13 protein-coding genes are annotated in these 20,809 nt (G+C 62.0%); 8 read left to right on the top strand and 5 right to left on the bottom strand.

Annotated elements, in window-relative coordinates:
- Positions 1-76: 76 nt before the first annotated feature.
- Positions 77-622 (bottom strand): hypothetical protein, encoded by a 546-nt coding sequence (locus DKK75_RS02805; RefSeq protein ID WP_110451944.1) that lies wholly within the window; start codon positions 620-622, stop codon positions 77-79.
- 48 nt (positions 623-670) lie between these two features.
- Between DKK75_RS02805 and DKK75_RS02810 the strand changes: the two genes are divergently transcribed.
- Positions 671-1,360 carry a lysophospholipid acyltransferase family protein gene (locus DKK75_RS02810; protein ID WP_110451945.1) on the top strand — a complete coding sequence of 230 codons (690 nt, stop codon included), beginning with the start codon at positions 671-673 and terminating at the stop codon, positions 1,358-1,360.
- A gap of 12 nt (positions 1,361-1,372) precedes the next feature.
- Here the strand turns inward: DKK75_RS02810 and DKK75_RS02815 are convergent, their stop codons facing one another.
- Together DKK75_RS02815 and DKK75_RS02820 are read right to left on the bottom strand one after the other, a co-directional pair.
- On the bottom strand, positions 1,373-3,613 hold the full coding sequence (locus tag DKK75_RS02815; protein WP_110451946.1) for a protein kinase domain-containing protein: 2,241 nt from the start codon (positions 3,611-3,613) through the stop codon (positions 1,373-1,375).
- Positions 3,606-4,841, bottom strand: a complete 1,236-nt coding sequence (locus tag DKK75_RS02820) for a polyprenyl synthetase family protein (protein WP_110451947.1) — start codon at positions 4,839-4,841, stop codon at positions 3,606-3,608. Before DKK75_RS02820 ends, DKK75_RS02815 begins: the two co-directional genes overlap by 8 nt.
- Before the next feature lie 180 nt (positions 4,842-5,021).
- Between DKK75_RS02820 and DKK75_RS02825 the strand changes: the two genes are divergently transcribed.
- The 4 genes from DKK75_RS02825 to DKK75_RS02840 all read left to right on the top strand — a co-directional run bounded on the left by DKK75_RS02825 (position 5,022) and on the right by DKK75_RS02840 (position 14,680).
- Positions 5,022-5,645 carry a DUF4192 family protein gene (locus DKK75_RS02825; RefSeq protein WP_110451948.1) on the top strand — a complete coding sequence of 208 codons (624 nt, stop codon included), beginning with the start codon at positions 5,022-5,024 and terminating at the stop codon, positions 5,643-5,645.
- A gap of 113 nt (positions 5,646-5,758) precedes the next feature.
- Complete coding sequence (locus DKK75_RS02830) at positions 5,759-7,180, top strand: RNA polymerase sigma factor (RefSeq protein WP_258333129.1); 1,422 nt, start codon at positions 5,759-5,761, stop codon at positions 7,178-7,180.
- Positions 7,181-7,310: 130 nt separating this feature from the next.
- Positions 7,311-9,731: a DNA gyrase/topoisomerase IV subunit B gene (locus DKK75_RS02835; RefSeq protein WP_110451950.1), complete on the top strand. Its 2,421-nt coding sequence runs from the start codon at positions 7,311-7,313 to the stop codon at positions 9,729-9,731.
- A 47-nt stretch (positions 9,732-9,778) separates the two neighbouring features.
- A complete protein-coding gene (locus DKK75_RS02840; RefSeq protein WP_110451951.1) occupies positions 9,779-14,680 on the top strand; it encodes an ATP-dependent helicase in 4,902 nt (1,633 codons plus the stop codon).
- A 17-nt stretch (positions 14,681-14,697) separates the two neighbouring features.
- Here the strand turns inward: DKK75_RS02840 and DKK75_RS02845 are convergent, their stop codons facing one another.
- Positions 14,698-17,331 carry a DNA gyrase/topoisomerase IV subunit A gene (locus tag DKK75_RS02845; protein WP_110451952.1) on the bottom strand — a complete coding sequence of 878 codons (2,634 nt, stop codon included), beginning with the start codon at positions 17,329-17,331 and terminating at the stop codon, positions 14,698-14,700.
- Between the two features lie 114 nt (positions 17,332-17,445).
- On the opposite strand from DKK75_RS02845, the gene DKK75_RS02850 reads away from it, so the two are divergent.
- Entirely contained in the window at positions 17,446-18,669 is a 1,224-nt protein-coding gene (locus DKK75_RS02850; RefSeq protein ID WP_110451953.1) for an alkaline phosphatase family protein, read from the top strand.
- A 46-nt stretch (positions 18,670-18,715) separates the two neighbouring features.
- Here DKK75_RS02850 and sepH read toward each other — a convergent pair whose 3' ends face one another.
- On the bottom strand, positions 18,716-19,837 hold the full coding sequence (gene sepH, locus DKK75_RS02855) for a septation protein SepH (RefSeq protein WP_110451954.1): 1,122 nt from the start codon (positions 19,835-19,837) through the stop codon (positions 18,716-18,718).
- Between the two features lie 167 nt (positions 19,838-20,004).
- On the opposite strand from sepH, the gene DKK75_RS02860 reads away from it, so the two are divergent.
- Both DKK75_RS02860 and dut read left to right on the top strand, forming a co-directional pair.
- A complete protein-coding gene (locus tag DKK75_RS02860; RefSeq protein ID WP_110451955.1) occupies positions 20,005-20,298 on the top strand; it encodes a DUF4193 domain-containing protein in 294 nt (97 codons plus the stop codon).
- Positions 20,298-20,762 carry a dUTP diphosphatase gene (dut, locus tag DKK75_RS02865; RefSeq protein WP_110451956.1) on the top strand — a complete coding sequence of 155 codons (465 nt, stop codon included), beginning with the start codon at positions 20,298-20,300 and terminating at the stop codon, positions 20,760-20,762. The genes DKK75_RS02860 and dut overlap by 1 nt, the downstream gene beginning before the upstream one ends.
- Positions 20,763-20,809: the final 47 nt, after the last annotated feature.

Consider the following 20,809-nt stretch of genomic DNA (forward strand, 5'->3'; position numbering starts at 1 on the left):
GGTTGCTGGGTCTGTTCGGGTCCCGCTGGCTGATAGTTCTGCCAGCGGGACCCGTCTGTTCTGGCGGCTCACAGCATCATCGCCGGTACAGCCGATCGTCATCATCGAAGAGACCGCTTGACGCATCCCGGAAGTTCTTCCGGTCGATGATCAGTCCTGCGATGCCTATCAGCAGGAGCAGACCTGCCAGCAGACCTGTCAAGCCGGACCAGCGGGGGATGAAGATGGTGAGGAAAAAGCATACCAGGCCCAGCACTGTCATGATGATGAAGGCCACCCGCCTTCTTCCCAGACCGCTCAGGTCGGGGTTGGGCGGAATAAAGCTCGACGACTGGTCCATGACCTCGTCGGTATCCAGCCAGCTTCTGCCTTGGAAATCGCGCGGTCCGGCACCGCCGACGAATGAGTCCTGCCTGAGGTCCTCGGCTTTCAGCGCCGATTTTTTCTCGGACGTCCGGGCCTTCTTTTCGAATTCCTTGGCCGTCCTGGACGATTCCAAGGGATTGAGCTCGTCAGCGTGCGAGTTCAGGAAGTCCTCCCACTCACCATCCCCCTGTGAGGATCCGGTTCCCGCCTCGCTGTTATACTGTTTCCCGGCGTCGTTATCCTTGTGCTCGGTCATAGAACCATCGTAACCTCGGCCGAACCCATTCGCTACCAAGGAGTCTTTGTGCTGTACTGGTTCTTCGTCAAACTGCTCGGTCCATTGGCGCGTATCTGGTTCAGGCCGACCGTTGAAGGCACAGGGAACATCCCTAGGCAAGGGGCTGCCATCATTGCCTCCAATCATCTGGCAGTCATCGACGACGCCCTCCTGCCCATCACCTGCCCTCGGATGATCCACTTCATGGGCAAGGCCGAATACTTCAACGGCAAGGGTATAAAGGGCAAGTTCAAGAAATGGTGGTTCAGCTCAGTCGGTGTCTTTCCCGTCGATAGGTCAGGAGGGTCCAAGTCGCTGGGAGCCATGGAAACGGCGCGTTCCATCCTTGAGCATGGGCATATCTTCGGCATTCATCCTGAGGGTACGCGCAGCCCTGACGGCAGGCTCTACCGTGGGCATACCGGGGTGGCGCGTCTTGCCTTTGAGACGGGAACGACAGTGGTGCCCGCAGCGATCATCGGCACCAGGGAGCTCCAGAAGCCCGGTCATGTGCTTCCGCACCGTGGCAGGACCAAGGTCATCTTCGGCAAGCCCATCACCGTGCCTTCCGTTCCGGTCAGCAGCCTCACCCACGAGGAGATCCGCAATCTGACCGATAGGATTATGCAGGAGATCCAGGAGATGAGCGGGCAGCGCTACGTGGATGTGTATGCCCAGGTCATCAAGGCGCATGAGAGCAAGGAAGAGCTGGACTGATTTCTCAGGGGCTCAAACCACGGTCAGGGTCACGACAGCTGGCGAACCGTCATCATTGACCACCTTGACCCGGGTGTCAGGGTCGGGGTCCTGGATTCGCACCGTGTGGGTCAGGTTGCCCAGCGGTGCGGAAATGTTGACCTTGAGGCCGTATCCCTCCAGGATCCGGGTGGCCTCATCCTGACTCTTGCCTTTTACGTCAGGCATGTTGATGAATTGCGGCCCCTTTGAGATCACGACGCTGACCGCATCACCCCAGTGCAGCTGCTCCTGGGCCTGATGCGAGGCGGATATGACCTGGTTGCGGGGCACCGTGTCGGACCAGTCCTCACTGTAGTTGACTTTGAGCTTGAGGGCTTCCAGGGCCGCCTTGGCATCATCCCCTGCCTTGCCGATGATATCGGGCATGGCCACAGGCATCCGACCCTTGGAAAGAACCAGGCTGACCTTAGTATCGTGACGGGTCCTGGTCCCTGGGGCTGGCTGCACGGAAATCGCGGCTCCCTCTGGTATATCCATGGAGTACTGATCCTTGGAGGAGTCATGGTCGATCTTGTCGAACCCAGCCGTCTTCAAAGCTTGCAGTGGGTCCTTTCCATTGGATGTGTCCGGCATGAGGATATCCGTGGGCACTGTGGCCTGTCGCACCCCCTTGGATACGGTCAGGTTGAGCCTGCCGCCCCGCTTGCTGATACGGGCTCCGACGGTATCAGGATCCGCGGCTATGATGCACCCCTTGGGCACTTGGTCGCTGAAGTCGTAGTCGGTGTCGACATCGATGCCTGCGACCTTGAGAGTGCGGGCGTACTTGGCGAAATCGGCGCCGATGACCTTGCACTCCTGATTCTCGGAACAGGAGATGTCATCCGGCTTGGGCAGAGCGTAATAACTGCCCGGGCCCAGGAAGTACCACCAAGCGCCACCGCCACCTCCGGCCAGGGCCAGTACCAGCAGGACCCCCAGCATGATGATCAAGCCATGATGCCGGTGCTTTGGTCGAGCCACTTCAGCGTCTTTTTGCGCGGTCTGGATTGGCGTCGGGATGGTATTAGCATCGGCGGGGGATGCTGCCGGTTTCTGAGGCTGCAGGACGGTTGTGGTTTTGGCTTTGGAGGGAGAGTCCACATCATTGAGTCGATAGCGTCTGGTCGCTGCATCTATATCGGTTTCGGGCGGGGCTGGCACAGACAGGAGTGCGTCCGAGTTCTCAGGGTCGGTTGCCGTCGCAACTGCCTCCGTGGCTGCATCTTCGGCATTCTTGCTGGCTGCTGTAGCCGCCCGTGTTGACAATGCGGTCATCTCGGAGTTGTAACCACGGGTTCCGGTCACGGCGGATTCAGGCTGTCCGCTTGCCGCGCTCGCTGTAGCCGTCGCGGGCAGCACATAGCCCATAGCCTGTCCGTCCAGTCCATTGACTACCTTCCTAAGGCTCTCCAGGGCTTTGCTTGCGTCTTCCGGACGATGCTCAGGGGAGCGGTCGGTCAGCCCTGAGATCAAGGCGGCCACGGATGGGTCGATTCCAGGACAGACCCTGGTCAGGGAGGGGACATCCTCGTGAACATGCTTGAAAACGATGGTCACCGGGTTGTCGCTGGCGAAGGGGACCGTGCCGGTAAGCATTTCATAGGCGATGATGCCTACGGCGTACAGGTCGCTCTGGGGGGAGGCCTCATTGTTCTCGATGGTTTCGGGGGCCAGGTAGGCGGCTGTACCCATGAGCATGCCCGTTGAAGAGAGGGTGGCCTGAGCAGCGGCGCGGGCCAGACCGAAGTCGGTGATCTCCACGTGGCCGCGGTCGTTGATGAGGATGTTTTCCGGCTTGATGTCGCGGTGGATGACACCGGCTCGATGTGCAGAGGCCAGACCGTCCAGGATCTCGCCCACGATGCGCAGGGTCTCCTTCAAGGGATAGACGCCCTGACGGGCCATGTCCCGCCGCAGGCTGATGCCGTGGACATACTCCATGACCAGGTAGTCCAGTCCACGGTCGACGCCGGTGTCGTAGACCTGAACGATGTGAGGGTTGGCTATGGCGGCCGCGGATCTGGCCTCCCGGCGGAAGCGCTCTTCGAACTGGGCCCTGTGCGGCCCTTGGGCCAGCATGGTATGCATGATCTTGACCGCCACATGTCTGGACAGCCGCTGGTCCATGGCCTCGTAGACTGTGGCCATGCCGCCCTGCGCGATCTCGCGCAGAATGCGGTAGCGCCCGTCAATGATCCGGTCGCTGGTCCTCTCGTCCGCTTCACTCATGCTCGTCTTGTCCGGCCCTCTGCACCTCGGAGGCCTGACCGGCCTCGGCATCAATGGAAGATACACATTCATGATACCCGGCGGTGGTGGCAAGCGGCAGGAAGCGCTGGCAGGCGTTCATGAAGATGATTCGGCCCCTTGTAGGCAGATGCAGATCATCGGCCAGGGCCCGGGCTTGAGCTTGGGCTTGGGAGGACAGGTCGGCAATGCGCTGGCGACTGGCCTCTACAGCGCCGCAGGACTGCATCAGATCACGGACCATGTTCACCTGGGCATTCTTGCGGCGTTGAGAGGGGTAATCGTACAGTCGGCGGATCTGCCTGGTTTGATCAGGATCGGCCATGGTCAGGGTGTCGGCCAGGAGGACGGTCCGCTTGCCCTCGCGGATATCGCCGCCCACAGGTTTGCCGGTGCGGCGGTCGTCGCCTGTTGCATCCAGCAGATCATCCCCCAGCTGAAAGGCCAGCCCCAGATCCAAACCCAGGGTGCGCAATGTCTTCTTGTGTTCTTCCAGATCTGCCCCTGCGGCCAGCAGGCCCAGAGCCAAGGGGGCCAGGGTGGTGTATGAGGCGGTCTTCCACGCCATGGTGCGCAGAGCCTGGCGGCGCAGGCGTTCCGGATCGTCCAGTCCGGCCTCTTCCATGCCCATATCCAGGATCTGGCCGGTGACCACGGCAGTCTGCATGGCTTGAAAGACCCTGTCGATGGTCAGTCTATGGGGCAGGTCGGCAGCCGCCTGCAGGGCCATGTCTGTGCTCAACGATGCCAGCAGATCACCCAGGAGGATGCCCAGTCCGGTGCCACGGGCATCGGACTGGGCAGGGGGCCGGTCGCTCCGATCGCTTCCAGCAGCAGGCTTGCTCAGCGCCAGATGGGCGGCCGGGCGACCTCGACGACGGAGGGAGCCGTCGATGATGTCGTCGTGGACCAATGCGCTGGTCTGATAGACCTCCAAGGCGCAGGCAAGGTCCACTACCGCCTGTTCACGGTCCGGATTCTTCTCGGAATCCAGTGCTTGCCAGACGTCGCAAAGCAGCAGAGCGCGCAGCCGTTTGCCGCCGCGGCCGGACTTGATTGCCTGGAGGATGACCTCCTGTAAAGCCTCCTGGGAGGAGTCCTTATCGAGGGGATAGTCCGGTTCGGGCTCTGAAGCAGTCAGGCGGTCGCAATGGTGTTGGAGCAGTTCCTCCATACGCTGTTCGATCCGTGCTGCAGTCACGCTCTTCATGTCTTAGAGCCTATCCGCATATCTGCCCATCGGACAGGCTGCAAGGACTTTGGTGGATGGGTGGCCCACTTGACCACATGACTGGCTGCGGCCTGTCTGACGGTTCGGACTGGATCAGGATGGTGCCAAGGCTCCCCGGTCCGGTCCGACTGATTGGACCGATTCACAGGCCAGGAGCGGATGGAAGGCGATGATGGCATGGACCAGGCGCATGAAGACGGCATGAAACGAATGGTGGAGAACTACCGTGAGGGTCGACGACGATGGGGTGTTGAAGAGGCTGACAGGCGATGGCTGCGGCAGCCCTTGACTGATTGGACTAGTGGTTTGAAGGTGCAGCAGGCGCAACCGCATTTGGATTCCGGCTCTACGGACCGTCTGGCCGTGGCCATCAATGAGACACTGGCTATACGTGACGGGCTTATTCTATCCATCCTGGCGCCTGAGCCTGGCCTGGACAGCGGTCGGCTGCTGGACCTGTGTGTTCGCCCCAACGAGCCGTCCAACGTAACGGCGCTCTACAGTATTCTGGATGCGGTCTTCAAGGATCCTTCGACACAGCCGGGTCATACCCGGTGCCGGGCCGGGCTTGCCATACTTCGAGCCATGGCAGATCAGGTCCCGCCGGGGTTCCGGGCACAGCCACTGGCGGTCGCTGCCTATGTCGACTGGTGGAGCGGGGGATCCCGTGCATCCGGGCTTGCAGATGAAGCCCTGGCAGACGACCGCTCATGCAGCCTTGCTGCCATCGTTTTGGCCTTGGTCGGTCGTGGCATCGTCCCGGCTTGGAGACAATCGAGCTGAATCGGGAATAATCGTCCCCCTGGGGTGGTTCACTTAGTGAGTCTACGATTTGACCTTGCCATAGCTGTGCCTTGAAAGCAGTTTCGGCGGGTGGGATGATCCAGGAGGAGAATTTGGCCACGAAGGACACCAAGTCAGCCAAGACAGCCGCAGTGGATACCGGAAAGGGACGGAAAAGTTCAACCGTCGGCAAGACCAAGACCGCCACCAGATCCAAGACCAGCAGCAAGGCGTCCCGCAAGACCACAGTTCGCAAGCCCACAGCTGCCAGCACTTTGAGGGCCAAGACGAACCGTCGCCCAGCCTCCAAGACCACGAAGAAGGTCGAAGAGGAGCCCATCCTGCAGCAGGAGGAGCAGGAGCCCGACGAGGATCTGCTCGAGGACCAGGAGGATGACGACCAGCTGGACAAGAGCGAGGATCAGCTGGAGGACGAGCCCGACGAGGACGATCAGGAGGAGGACGAGGTCTCCCAGGTCGAGGATGAGGCCGAGGAGGACCGCAAGGCCGCCCATGCCCTTGCTGCTAAGGTCAAGGGAGCCTTTGTCGTTGACGACTCCGATGACGATGAGAATGTCACCCCCTCAGGCAACCCCAAGCGTCGTGTGGTCACCGCTGGCGCTACTGCCGATCCTGTCAAGGACTACCTTAAGCAGATCGGTCGCGTCAGCCTGCTGAATGCCGAGCAGGAGGTGGATCTCTCCGAGCGTATCGAGGCCGGTCTTTACGCCCAGCATCTGCTGGACACCGAGAGCGAGGGCATGGACTTCAAGCGTCGCCGCGAGCTCAAGTGGGCCGCCAACGACGGGAAGAAGGCCAAGGATCATCTGCTGGAGGCCAATCTGCGACTGGTGGTCTCTCTGGCTAAGCGTTACACCGGCAGGGGCATGCTCTTTCTCGATCTGATCCAGGAAGGCAACCTGGGTCTGATCCGCGCCGTGGAGAAGTTCGACTACACCAAGGGCTACAAGTTCTCCACCTATGCCACCTGGTGGATCCGTCAGGCCATCACCCGTGCCATGGCCGACCAGGCCCGCACCATCCGCGTGCCCGTCCACATGGTCGAGGTCATCAACAAGCTCTCCCGCGTCCAGCGTCAGATGTTGCAGGACTTGGGCCGCGAGCCCACGCCCGACGAGCTGGCCCGGGAGCTGGATATGCCTGTTGAGAAGGTCCAGGAGGTCCAGAAGTACGGGCGCGAGCCCATATCCCTGCACACTCCTCTGGGCGAGGACGGCGACTCGGAGTTCGGTGACCTGATCGAGGATACCGATGCCATCGCCCCCTCGGATGCTGTGGCCTTCTCCCTGCTGCAGGAGCAGTTCCAGCAGGTTCTTGAGACCCTGAGCCCCCGTGAAGCCGGCGTCATCAAGATGCGCTACGGCCTGGAGGATGGGCAGCCCAAGACCCTGGACGACATTGGCCGCGTGTACGGAGTTACCCGTGAGCGCATCCGGCAGATCGAGTCCAAGACCATGTCCAAGCTTCGGCATCCTTCGCGCTCGCAGACCCTGCGTGACTTCCTGGATCAGTGACTTTCGCAACCGGCAGGGAAGTACAGATGCTGTCGAGGCCTCCTTGCTAGAAATGGTCATCGGTGCATTAGCGACTGCCCAAGTGGGGGCCTGTGTTCCCTTGGGCGCCATGAGGTGAACGGCGAGGTAAATGGTGGCGAAAAAGGCTGATACGGGAAAGTCCTATGGTGCCGGAAGTCTGACGGTTCTGGATGGCTTGGACGCAGTGCGCAAGCGTCCAGGCATGTACATCGGAACCACGGACAGCCAGGGGCTCATGCACTGTCTTTGGGAGATCATCGACAACGCTGTGGACGAGGCCCTGGCAGGCCAGTGCGACCACATCACGGTCATGCTGCACCAGGACGGATCCATCGAGGTGGATGACAACGGTCGAGGCATTCCCGTCGATATTGAACCTAGGACGGGCCTGACCGGGGTTGAAGTGGTCCTGACCAAGCTTCATGCCGGCGCCAAGTTCGGCAACTCTTCTTATACGGCTGTGGGTGGCCTGCACGGAGTTGGCTCTTCGGTGGTCAACGCTCTGAGCTCCCGACTGGATGTGGAGGTGGATCGGGACGGCAAGACCCACCGGATGCGGTTCCATCAGGGCCACCCCGGCACCTACCAGGACCCTGATCCGGAGCATCCCTCGCCTGACTCGCCCTTCAAGCGCACCAGGAAGAACCGGCCTACGCCCCTGGAGGTGGTGGGCAACGTGCCCAAGTCTCGAACCGGTACCAGGGTTCGCTACTGGGCCGACCCCGAGATATTCAATCCCACGGCCAGGTTCAGCTACGACCAGCTGATCGATCGGGTTCGCCAGACCAGCTTCCTGGTGCCCGGTCTCAAGATCACCGTGATCGACGAACGCATCCCTGCCACTGGAAGCGCCGAACAGGACCTGCGTTTGGAGGTCGACGGCGAATCCGCTGCGGAGCCGGACGATCAGGACGTTCAGGAGAAGCTTCGTGAATCGCCTGACAGCGGCTACATCGCTGAAGAAGGTGCCAGAGACGAACGTCCCGAAGACGCGCAGACGGATAAAACGCTGACCCCGGACGAATATTCCGATGGCTCCGATTCCGACGGATCGGATCAGGCGGCTGACCAGGATGATGCTGACCTTTCGGTCACCGAACAGGCAGACCGGGCCATGCTGAAGCCGGAGGACGAGTCCGGCCATCAGCGGGTGGAGGAGTTTTTGCACACCGGCGGGGTGACGGACTTCGTGGACTTCCTGTCCAAGGGCGAGCCGGTCAGCGACATCTGGCGGATCAGCGGCCAGGGGACCTACCAGGAGGAGACCCAGCGAGTGGGCCCCGATGGAGAGCTGCACGCCGAGCAGGTGGAACGGATCTGCGGGGTGGATATCGCTCTGCGCTGGGTCAACGATTACGATTCAGTCGTCCGCAGCTTCGTCAATGTTGTAGAGACGCCTGGCGGTGGCATGCATGTGGACGGGTTCATGAACGCCATGACCCGCCAGGTGCGCAAGGCCGTGGAGGCCAACGCACGCCGCCTCAAGGTCAACCTGAAGGATTCCCATACCAAGGTGGAGCGCGACGATGTCCTGGCCGGGCTGGTGGCCGTTGTCACCGTGCGCATCGCCGAGCCGCAGTTCCAGGGCCAGACCAAGGACGTGCTGGGTACGGCACAGGTCAAACCCATCGTCACCCGAATGACTGACGACCAGTTTGGCCAGATGATCAGCGGATCCAAGCGCGGCTTCAAGGAGCAGTCCGGTCAGGTTCTGGAGAAGATCGTCGGCGAGATGCATGCCCGGGTCCAGGCGCGCAAGACCAAGGAGGTCACCAGGCGCAAGAACGCCCTGGAATCAGCCTCTATGCCCTCTAAGCTCTCGGACTCCATGCCCGGCAATGACGACATCGCCGAGCTGTTCATCGTTGAGGGCGATTCCGCCTTGGGCACGGCCAAGGCCGCCCGAAACTCCATGTTCCAGGCTCTGTTGCCCATCAGGGGCAAGATCCTCAACGTGCAGAAGGCCTCCCTGTCCCAGATGCTGACCAACAAGGAGTGCGCCTCCATCATCCAGGTGGTCGGCGCCGGCTCGGGAGCCAGCTTCGACATCGACCAGGCTCGCTATAACAAGGTCATCATGATGACCGATGCCGACGTGGATGGCGCTCACATCCGTATCCTGCTGCTGACCCTCTTCTACCGCTACATGCGTCCACTGATTGAGAACGGGCGAGTCTACGCCGCCGTGCCCCCCCTGCACCGAATCGCGCTTGCAGGCAAGAACAAGGGGAAATTCATCTACACCTATTCAGATGATGAGCTTGAGGGCAAGCTGGCCGATCTGCAGACCAAGCACATCGATTACAATCCCGATGTGCAGCGCTATAAAGGTCTGGGCGAGATGGACGCCGACCAGCTAGCCGACACCACCATGGATCCCAGAACCCGGATGCTGCGCCGCATCCGCATGGAGGATGCAGTACAGGCGGCAGGCATCTTCCCCCTGCTCATGGGCGACGACGTGCCGCCTCGCAAGAAGTTCATCGTGGACAATGCCGACGACTTCGATCGAAGCAAGATCGACACCTGATCGACCTTCAGAAAATCTCAAAATGGCGGGAGAGGAGTGTGACGCATATGGGTGAACTCCTGGCTGGTTTCTCCCCGCAGACGGCCGACTGGTTTCGCCAGGCCTTTCCCGACGGGCCCACGCCGACCCAGGTTCAAGCCTGGCCGGCCATCCGCTCAGGCGGCGATGCGCTGATCATTTCGCCAACTGGTTCGGGCAAGACCCTGGCAGCCTTTCTCTGGGCCATCGACGAGCTTATGACCAGGCCCAGAAGCTCGCGGAAGCCTGGGGTCGCCGTGCTCTACATCTCGCCCATGAAGGCCCTGGGGACGGACGTGGCCCGCAACCTACAGGCTCCGCTGGACGGTATCGCTGAGCGCTTTCAACGGCAGGGGCTCAAGGCGCCCAAGGTCAGGACGGGCATCCGCACCGGGGACACTGATGCCCGCGGTCGCAGGGCACTGGCCGCCCATCCGCCGGATATTCTGGTCACCACCCCCGAATCCCTCTATTTGATGCTGACCTCCAAAGCGGCGAACACGCTGAAGAACGTCCAGACCGTTATCGTGGACGAAGTCCACGTTTTGGCGGGCAATAAGCGCGGGGCCCATCTAGCGCTGAGCCTGGAGCGGCTGGACGACCTGATCGGCAGGCCCGTCCAGCGAATCGGCCTGTCGGCTACGGTCCGACCGCCCGAGCAGGTCGCGCATTTTCTGGGCGGCAGCCGTCCGGTCAGCCTGATCCGGCCCCAGTCGTCCACGGCCATGGACCTGCGCTTGGTCGAGCCCCTGGAGGACATGGGAGATCTGGCTGCTCCGCCCGGTGAATCCAGGCAGGAGGGACGGGAGAGCGACCAAAGGAGCGGATCCATCTGGCCGGCCGTCGAGCGGGCCATTCTGGACCAGGTTCTGGCCCATCGCACCACCTTGGTCTTTGTCAACTCCCGAGGCCTCGCCGAGCGTCTGACTGCCCGGCTGAACGATCTGCACCAAACCGATTTGAACCAGGGCAGTCGGGGTTGGAAGGGGCGTGACCGGCTGATTCCCTCCGTCAAACCCGGCGAACTCAAAGACAGGTCCGAGCAGGCTAGAGAGCACGTCCACTACGATTCGGCTGCCGGCTCCACTTCCGAGAGGACCTCGGGTCAGACTATCGACGAACCAATTGCCATGGCTCACCATGGTTCGGTCTCCAAGGAACGTCGCCGACAGGTGGAGGACGATCTCAAGGCCGGCAGACTGCGGTGCGTGGTAGCCACCTCCAGCCTGGAGCTGGGCATCGATATGGGCTCGGTCGATCTGGTCATCCAGGTCAACGCCCCTCCGTCGACCGCTTCGGGGCTGCAGCGGGTGGGCCGTGCCGACCACCAGGTCGGTCGGGTATCGCAAGCCAGACTTTTTCCGCTGACCCGCAAGCAGATCCTGGAGTGCACGGCCAGCATGGAAAGCATGGTCCAGGGCGACATCGAACCCACTGTCATGCCCGGCAGTCCCCTGGACGTTCTGGCTCAACAGACGGTGGCCGCGGCTGCCATGGGTCCGCTCAGGGAGCGAGACTGGCTGGCCACGGTCAGACGGGCCGCGCCCTTCGCTCACCTGGACGAACAGGTCTACCGGTCGGTGCTGGGCATGCTTAGCGGCGCCTACACCTCCCAGGACTTCACCGCCTTCCGTCCCATCCTGGTCTGGGACCACCAGACAGGCACCCTGACTGTTCGCCCCGGCGCACAGCGTCTGGCGGTCACCTCTGGAGGCACGATTCCCGACCGCGGCTCCTACAGCGTGGTCATGCCCTCTGAAGCTGCCGGTGGCAAGCCGCGGCGAGTGGGGGAGCTGGACGAGGAAATGGTCTACGAGTCCCGCAAGGGGGACGTGATCACCCTGGGCACTACCTCCTGGAGGATTCAGCAGATCACCCGCGATCGTGTGGTGGTAGTACCCGCTCCGGGACGCTCCGCTAGGCTGCCCTTCTGGCATGGGGAGGGCGCCGGCCGTGACCCAGCCTTCGGCCGTCGCTTGGGTAGGCTTGCTAGGGAACTGTCACAGGGTCTAATACCAGCAGTCCAGACTGCCTCCGGTTGGCCGAGCTTCACGCAAGACGTCTGCTCTCGTCTGCTGGAGGACGGCCTGGATCGTGCTGCGATCGACAATCTGGCCGCCTTTCTGGCTGAGCAGCAGGCCTCCACCGGCCAGGTTCCCGACGATCGTCACCTGGTGGTCGAGCGCTGCCCCAACGAAGAGGGCGACCTGAGGCTGATCCTCCACTCGCCTTACGGCCGCAGGGTCAACGAGCCCTGGGCCCTGGCCATCGCCTCCAGGCTCTCCCGCGAGCGCGGTTACGACGGATCTGTATGGGCGGGAGAGGACGGCATCGTCGTGCAGATTCCGGGCACCGATGCCTTCCTGGAAGATCAGCGAATATTCGGATTCACCCCCGATCAGGTGGAGCGCGAGGTTAGACGACATCTGGCTGGCTCAGCGCTCTTCCATGCCCGCTTCCGCCAGTGCGCAGCCCGCTCGCTCTATATGCCCAGGATGGAGCCCGGCCGCAGGGTTCCGCTCTGGCAGCAGCGCCTGCGAGCCTCTCGTCTGCTGGACGCGGCCCTGAAAGAGGATGACTTCCCCCTGGTTCTTGAGACCATGCGCGAATGTCTGCAGGACGTCTACGACATGCCTGCTCTGCGCGAGCTCATGACTGACCTGGAGCAGGGGAGCGCCAGTCTGGTTCCGGCCTCGACCCGGACCCCCTCGCCTATGGCCTCAGGGCTGCTCTTCGGCTACCTGGGGACCTTCATGTATCAGTACGACATGCCTAAGGCCGAGCGCGACGCCAGCATGCTGGCCATCGACTCCGATCTGCTGGAGCGGATGGTAGGCCGAGTGGATATGGCCGACCTCCTGGACCAGGAGACTGTCGACCAGGTGACTGCTGATCTCCAGCGGCTTTCGCCTAGGACCCAGGCTAGGGGGGCCGAAGGCCTGGCCGACCTGTTGCGCACTCTGGGACCCATGGATCTGGCCGATATTCGTCGGCGCCTGCATGGGCAGAAGAACGAACCGGTGACGGATGCACAGGTCCGGGCCATGCTGGAGGATCTGCAAACCCAGTCCAGGGTGATTCGGATCAGACTAGGCAGACGCGACTGCTGGGTATGGGCCGGTCAGGCAGGGCGCCTGGCGGCGATCCTGGGCACTGACATTCAGCCGTCCGCCCAGTCCAAAACGGAATCAGACAGTGAGGCCTTCGACCAGCTGGTCCGGCAATATGCGGCAGTCCATGGGCCATTCACCACTGAAGATCTGGCCGGTCACCTGGGTATGGGCAGCGCTCTCCTGGAGGACAGACTGCGCTCCCTGGCCGCTCGCGAGCTGCTTATGACCGGGGTTTTCCCCAGGCCTGACCTGAGTGCCTACGGTGAGCACGGATGGGAGGGGGGCGAGCCGCGTCGAGGGTGGCTGGATCCCGAGGTCTTCCGTCGGCTGCGCTCGCGGTCATTAGCCAAGGCTAGCAAGGCCGCCAGCCCGGTCCCGGGCCATGTCTACAGCGACTTTCTTCTTCATCGTCAGGGTTTAGCGCCTTGGGGCCAAGAGCCTTTGATGGGTACCGAGGGGCTTCTGGAGGTGGTCGGGCAGCTGGAGGGGCTGGTTCTGCCGCCTGCGCTCTGGGAGTCGGCCATCTTTCCGGCCAGGGTGCGCGATTATGGTCCCGCATTGATGGACGATCTGCTGGCCTCAGGTCAGGTGGTATGGGTGGGCGGCGACCAGGGTGATGGCCCCCTGGGTGCCATGGCCTTTTATTTGACCGAGGACTTGAATGCAGAGCTTTCCCGGCAAGTCACTGGTTCACCACCTGCTGTTGATGAGGAGGGCAAGTCGAGCGACTCCGGCGATCTGCAGAAGGTCCTGCTGGATGTTCTGGCTGACGGTGGAGCATACCGCTTCGATCGGCTTCTACGCGCCTGCGCCGGCCGGGGCGGCAGTGATCCTGAATCCCCCAGCCAGGAGAACCTGGCTCGCTCTCTCTGGGGGCTGGTCAGGCATGGACTGGTCACCAACGCTTCCCTGGCTCCGGTTCGGCGTCTGATCCGCGGATCAAGTCCTCATTCCTCGGGAAGGGCCCGTCGTTTGCCGCACGCGTTGCGCGGACGGGGCGCTTACCTGGGCCGTTCGGCATTGGCACGGAAGACTGGCTCATCAGCGCTGTCAGCGGCCTCGGAGGGATTCTGGATTCTGGTTGCAGATGAGCACAGGGCTGCAGAAGGCGCAGCGGGGCTTGGCACGGCTGATCCAAGAGACAGACCTAAGGACAGCCAGGTCGATGACCGGCAACGAACTGTTCGTCTGGTCCAGGACGGGCAAGCCATCCTGGACCGCTATGGGCTCCTGTCCCCGGTTCTGCCTGAGGTGCGATCAATTCCGGGCGGATTCTCGGCTCTCTACCAGGTTTGCAGGCGCATGGAGGAGGCCGGCCAGCTGACACGTGGGATCATCGTCGATGGTTTCGGCGGCGCTCAATTCGCCCCCAGGGAGGTCATCGATCAGCTCAGAGGCTTCCAAGAGGACGAGCACAACGATGGTGGTGGCGTGGAGCATCGGCCGCCTGAACCAGTTGTCATGGATGTGACCGATCCTGCCAACCTCTATGGCACGGCCCTTCCATGGCCTGCCACATCGGGGGATGGCGGCAGTCGTCCCATTCGGAGGATGGGGAACCTCTTAGTGCAGAGTCGAGGCCGAGCCCTGGTCTATGCGGCGCCCAAGGGGCATCATCTGCTGGTCTTCGGGCAACCCGACCGTGAATTGCTGGAGGCTGCTTTCTCCCAACTGGTCTCATGGCTGAGCCGGGATGGGCAGGAACGCATCCTCTTCAGCGATGCCAATGGCCGACCTTTGACCATGCGCGAACCAGTGGGCATGGCCCTGGCCGCCGCTGGATTCACGGCCGGGCCGGGCGGCATGGCTCTCTACTGAGTGTCTGCTGAGCGTTCTCAGGCTACGAAGGCGATGGGCCCTGCCAGCTCCTGGCCGGAGGCATCGCGACGCATGTCCACGTCGGGCAGCTCGATCGGCGACCCGGCGGCGGTGCTGGCATGCAGCGGCCAAGCGCCTACTCGAGCCAGCAGCAGGGTGTCCTGCCCCTTGAGGAAGCGCTGGGAGCGTACGCCGCCCGTGCCACGGCCCTTGACTGGATACATCTCCAGCGGAGTAAGCTTGGCTGCCCCGTTTTCGGTCCCGGGCAAGGCCTCGGAGTCACCGGCTACGGTCAGGACCACGGCCCCGGCCTGGATGCTCATGCCATCCTCGCCGGTCTCCTCATAGGTCCAGCTGATCTCTCCGGCCGGCACGACCGCGAAAGTGACGACCTGGCAGCCTTGGCTCAAACGGATGCCCGCCATGCCGGCCGCATTGCGACCCTGGGGTCGAACCTTGTTTCCGGTGAAGGTCAGCAGGCTGGCATCCGAGGAGATGAACACCATGCGGTCCTGTTCCTGACAGGGGGCTGCGAAGACCACCTGATCCTCCCTCTTCAGGTCGATGATCGACCAGGAATCCATGGTGGTCGGCGACTCCCTGTTCCAGCGCTTGACCGTGCCAAGACGGGTGCCTAGGGCCAGAGGCCGGGAGTCTGCCATGTCGATGACGGTGATGGCGTGCTCGTCCGCTTGGGCGTCGGTGCTGGTGGTCCCGCCAAGGAGCTCGTCAGCCACGATGCCCCCGCTCAGGTTGGGGTTAGCGGTGGCGGGGATCATCGGCAGATCGGCCACGGGGGCGGTGATTAGCCGTCCGGCCGTGGTGACCAGGCCATAGGTAGCCAAGGTGGTGGTGGCGAATATGGCGATGATCTGGTCGTCATGCCCCCGATCCTGGTTACGGGGCCGAGATCGCCAGGCATCCAGGGCACCCGATGTGCTGCGTGCCAGCAGACCTGTGGCGCTCATCATGACCGTACAGGGCTTATCCTCCATGTGCAGGTCGCCGCCGTCACCGCTGAGGCTGGCTTTTCCGCTGGCCAGCAGTGCAGACTGGTTGCCAGCAGCAGCCTTGCCGGGGGTTTGCTGAGCCGTCTGCTGATCGCTGGCTGCCGACTGCACTGGGGACAGGTCTCCGGAAGGCTCCTGGTCCAGGATGACTGTGCGCCTGGGCGTGCCCCACTGGGCCACCGCCTGATCCATCTCCTGGATAACCACCCGGTCCAGCTCGGCCGAGGAGTCCAGAATCCGCTCAAGTTCCTCTAGCTGCTTGTTGAGGTCGTCGCGCTCACCCTCCAGCTCGATCCTGCTCATCTTGGTCAGCCGCCGCAGCCGCAGGTCAAGAATGTACTGGGCCTGGGTCTGATCCAGATCGAAGACCGCCATCAGCTTGGTCTTAGCAGCATCCGCATCGTCCGAGCTGCGGATGACCTGGATGACTTCGTCGATGTCGACCAGTGCCAGCAGGAGCCCCTCTACCAGATGCAGACGTTCCAGGGCCTTCTTGCGCCGGAACTCGCTGCGCCGATGGATGACCGTACGCCGGTGCTCTACCCAGACCTCCAGAAGCTCCTTAAGCCCCATGGTTCTGGGTCGTCCGTGGACCAGGGCCACGTTGTTGATGGTGAAGGAGTCTTCCAGCGGCGTGTATTTGAAGAGCTTGCCCAGCACCTTGCCTGGATCGAATCCCGTTTTGATCTCGATGACCAGTCGGGTTCCGTTGTGCCGGTCGGTCAGGTCGATGGCGCTGGAGATGCCCTCGAGCTTGTGGCTGCGCACCCCATCGGAGATGCGTTCCAGAACTCGCTCCGGGCCCACCATGAAGGGCAGTTCGGTGACCACGATGGCCTTTTTGCGGGCGGTCACGTTCTCCAGGTGGGTGACGGACCTGGTAACGAAGGCTCCCCGGCCGTGCTCGTAGGCCTTGCGAATGCCGTCCCGTCCAACGATGATTCCGCCGCCGGGCAGATCCGGGCCGGGCACATAGCGCATGAGTTCATCCAGCCCTGCGTCCGGGTGCGCCATCAGATATTTGGCGGCGGCCACCACCTCGCCCAGGTTGTGGGTAATCATATTGGTGGCCATGCCCACGGCGATGCCCGAGGCTCCGTTGACCAGCAGATTGGGTATGGCCGAGGGCAGGACCTGAGGCTCTTTTAACTTGTTGTCGTAGTTGGGGGAGAAGTCCACCGTGTCCTGGTCGATATCGGCGTTCATGCCCAGAGCCGCAGGAGCCAGCCTGGCCTCGGTATAGCGGGAGGCGGCAGGGCCATCGTCCAAAGATCCGAAGTTGCCGTGGCCGTCTACCAGGGGCAGACGCATGGCAAAGGGCTGGGCCAGCCGGACCATGGCCTCGTAAATGGATGAGTCGCCATGGGGGTGCAACTTGCCCATGACCTCGCCCACAGCCCTGGCGGACTTCATATAGGGGCGGTCAGGGTTGAGGTTCATCTGTCCCATCTGGTAGATGATCCGCCGCTGAACAGGCTTGAGTCCGTCACGAGCATCGGGCAGGGCCCGGGCGTAGATGACCGAGTAGGCGTATTCCAGGAAGGACTTGCTCATCTCCTCGTTCAGAGGGGTTTCGACGATGTGCTCCTTGACCTGCCGGGGGTCGTACCCCGCCGCCTTGCTCCTGCGATGAGTTGCCATGCTCAAGCTCCTGCTCCTTTACGTTCCGCCTTATGATAACCGGACGGTCCGCCAAAGCGTGCGTGCTTGACCCCATGTGTCGACCTGGGGTCTGACCGTGCTTGAATGGGAGGCATGGGCCTGGATACACCTGACATGAAGGAACTGCTGCAGCCGAGTCTGCCTATCCAATACGGTGACCAGGCGGAGCGCAACCATGTCGGGGGACCCCGGCATCTATCCGCCGTCCTGCCCGCCCTGAGCGCCTGTCTGGGGATGCCTGTGGCCACTGACGTCCACCCGTCCGCAAAGGCCCTTCAGGAGGCCCTGGAGCTGCCGGATGCCCGGTCAGTGGTCGTTGTCTTGGTGGATGGGTTGGGATTCTGGAACCTGGTCAGCCGTCAGGGCCATGTGCCCTATCTGCGCTCGCTGCTGTCCGAACCCATCAATCAGCGTCCCCTATACACCAGCCTGCCCTCGACGACCGTGGCGGCCATGGGGGTTTTCGGCACCGGAACCAGCCCTGGGCTGACCGGCATGACCGGTTACACTCAGCTGAATCCCGACACTGGCCAGTTGGGCCAGATGATCCAGTTCAGAGGGGCTCAGGATCCCGAGCTCCTGCAGCGCCGTCCAACGGTCTTCGAGACTCTCCAGGCGCGAGGGGTCAGGGTGACTTCTTCGGGCCTGCCGCGTTTTCGCGAATCCGCCTTGACTCGTGCGGCTCTGCGTGGCGGGGAGTATCTGGCCCATAACCACTCCCGTCAGCGTTTACTGGCCGCCTGCCAGGCTGCTAGTCAGCCGGGGCTGACCTACCTCTACATTCGCGATGTGGACAAGGTGGGCCACCACAGCGGATGGGAGAGCGAGGAATGGGTGGCCGCTCTCGAAGCCACCGATGCCCAGTTGGCCGAGCTTCATCGCCGCCTGCCCGCCGGGACTCTGACGGTGATCGTAGCCGATCATGGCATGGTCGAAACCGATCAGGACCAGCGCATTGATATCGCCCAAGACCCTGAGCTGAACAAGGATGTGCGACTGGTGGGCGGCGAGCCCAGAGCGGTCATGCTCTATCTGGACAAGGGGGCGGATCCCCGAATCGTGGCTGCCCGCTGGCGTGATCGACTGGGGGAGCGGGCTTGGGTGCTGACCCGGGACCAGGCCATCAAACAGGGAATCTTCGGCCCTGTGGATGCTCGGATTCGCCCTGTGATTGGCGACCTTCTGGTTCTGGCCGGTGACCGTACTACTCTGGTGGATTCGGCTGATCAGACTGATGCAGCGACCAGGCTACCTGGCGTCCATGGTTCGTGGACACGTCTTGAGACACAGATTCCCTGCCTGATCGATCTGGTCTGACTGCTTCGGATAAAGGACACAGTCCTCATCGATGTGCTTTTTAGACCTACTTGCCGAAGAGTATCTCATCCCAGCTGGGTACAGCCGACCGCCCTGAATGTTTTTTGTCGCTCTTATTGTGGCGACGCTCCCTGGGATCATTCCCCTGATTGTCCTGCAGGGCATCTTCGTCTTGATGCTGCCGCTGGAATCGCTCCTGACCAGCCCCGCTAGCGTTTTCCTCGTCCTGACCCCGTCCATGGTTCAGCACAGGCAGGACTATGGTGGACTCGGTGTCACTGATGGGGTTATGCTCGCTCGTGTTTGGCTTATCGTTCAGCTCGGCACGGGGATGGTCCGTTTCTTGGCCTGCTGTATTTTCCTGGCCCTCCTTGGGATTGCCATAGAGCCAGGCTGTGAGCGCTGCCTGACGCTCTCCATCCGCCTGACCGCCACCGCCATTATTCGACGTCAGCTCTTCACAGTCATCTTCAGCGGTTTGCCGAAAGGAATCCTCCTGGCGGCGGGGCTGTATGTCTGCCCAGTTGTCTGTCTCAGCGGCAGAGTTCTGATCCCAGGCGGGCCACTCCTGTCGATGCTCGTCTGTGGAATCATCCAGCAGCATCCTGGCTGCGCTGTTCAAACAGGTCACGGTGTTGTCTCGCATGTTCCAGGTCCAATGGGCATTGAAGATTCGATTGTCCAGAGTAAACACGCCATTGATGTTCCAAGGCTCGTACCCTCGCCTGGTAGCCTGCCAGGTAATCTGTCCCAGGCTGACTCCTGTACCGGATAGCACCTTGCTGATCAGATCCTGGTTGTTTCGGCCGCCCGAGCCCTTGGGCGCCGGCATGGTCAGGAACTGCTCGATGGCGTACTTCTTCTCGATTTCCACCGGGGCTGCGAAACGCCGTACCAGCGCTTCGTTGACAGCGTATTGCTGGGCCACCTGCTCCGGTCGAGCGCCGGCGCGCACAGCCGCTTGAATGGCAGAGACGGGCAGGGGCTTGGACTTGCCGGTCTGGGGGTCCACATCCTCTTCCTCCTTTACCTGCTTAGCCTCAAGAATGGCGCGATCAAGCGCATCGTCGACTCTTACGACGAAGTGCCGGTGGTCACAGATGAAGACCAGATCGCCCCTGTCATCGACATGGTCAAAGCTGGCCATTCTGGTCCCATTCTCAGACATGCACGCCCCTATCCTCTTACGGTTCCTTTACAAGGCTTTAGATATTTCCATTGTGCCTTACGGTTCGTATTTTACGTGCTTTTGAAATCGTGTATCCTATGCGCAGTACATATCGTGTGGAATGACCGGTGTGCAAGGTGCCTGGTCAAACAAGGAAAGGGTACACGATGGCACAGGATTACGATACCCCGCGAGACAAGGACGAAGACGAGGAATCCCTGCAGGAGCTGGGCAAAACCGGACAGGATGCCGGGGCCGACCTGGACGACGATGAGAACGCTATCGCCGAGGACTATGAGTTGCCTGGTGCTGACCTGAGCAATGAAGACTCCTCGGTGACTGTCATCCCCATGCAGGGCGATGAATTCATCTGCTCCAACTGCTTCCTGGTCAAGCACCGGAGCCAGCTGGCCTACACCACCCCTGATGGCAAGCCGGTCTGCAAGGAGTGCGCCGCCTAATGGTCTATGACGAGTCCTACAACGAGCCTGAAACGGTCGAGGTCCTGTTTAAGTCATTGGATGGGACCGGCATGCCGGAATACGCCATGCCCGGCGATGCCGGGGCCGATCTGCGGGCTAGCGTGGCTGTGGATCTGGCTCCCTTCCAGCGGGCGTTGGTGCCCACTGGCGTTGCTCTTGCTCTGCCCAACGGCTACGTTGGCCTGGTTCATCCTCGCTCGGGACTGGCAGTCAAAATGGGGGTGACCGTGCTCAACGCACCAGGAACGATCGATGCCGGGTACAGGGGCGAGATCAAAGTGCCGCTGATTAACCTGGACCCACATGAACCGGTCCACTTCGAGCCCGGGGAACGCATCGCCCAGTTGATCATCCAGCGCTACGTGCAGGCCCGTTTCGTGCTCGCCGAATGTCTGCCCGGCTCGGTGCGTTCGGATGGCGGATTCGGCTCGACCGGCCGCTGAAGCACGGTTCGGACACGTGTGGCCTGAATGAGCCAGGCGCAAGTGTA

It is taken from the genome of Bifidobacterium asteroides, assembly GCF_003202695.1.
Taxonomy (GTDB): domain Bacteria; phylum Actinomycetota; class Actinomycetes; order Actinomycetales; family Bifidobacteriaceae; genus Bombiscardovia; species Bombiscardovia asteroides_G.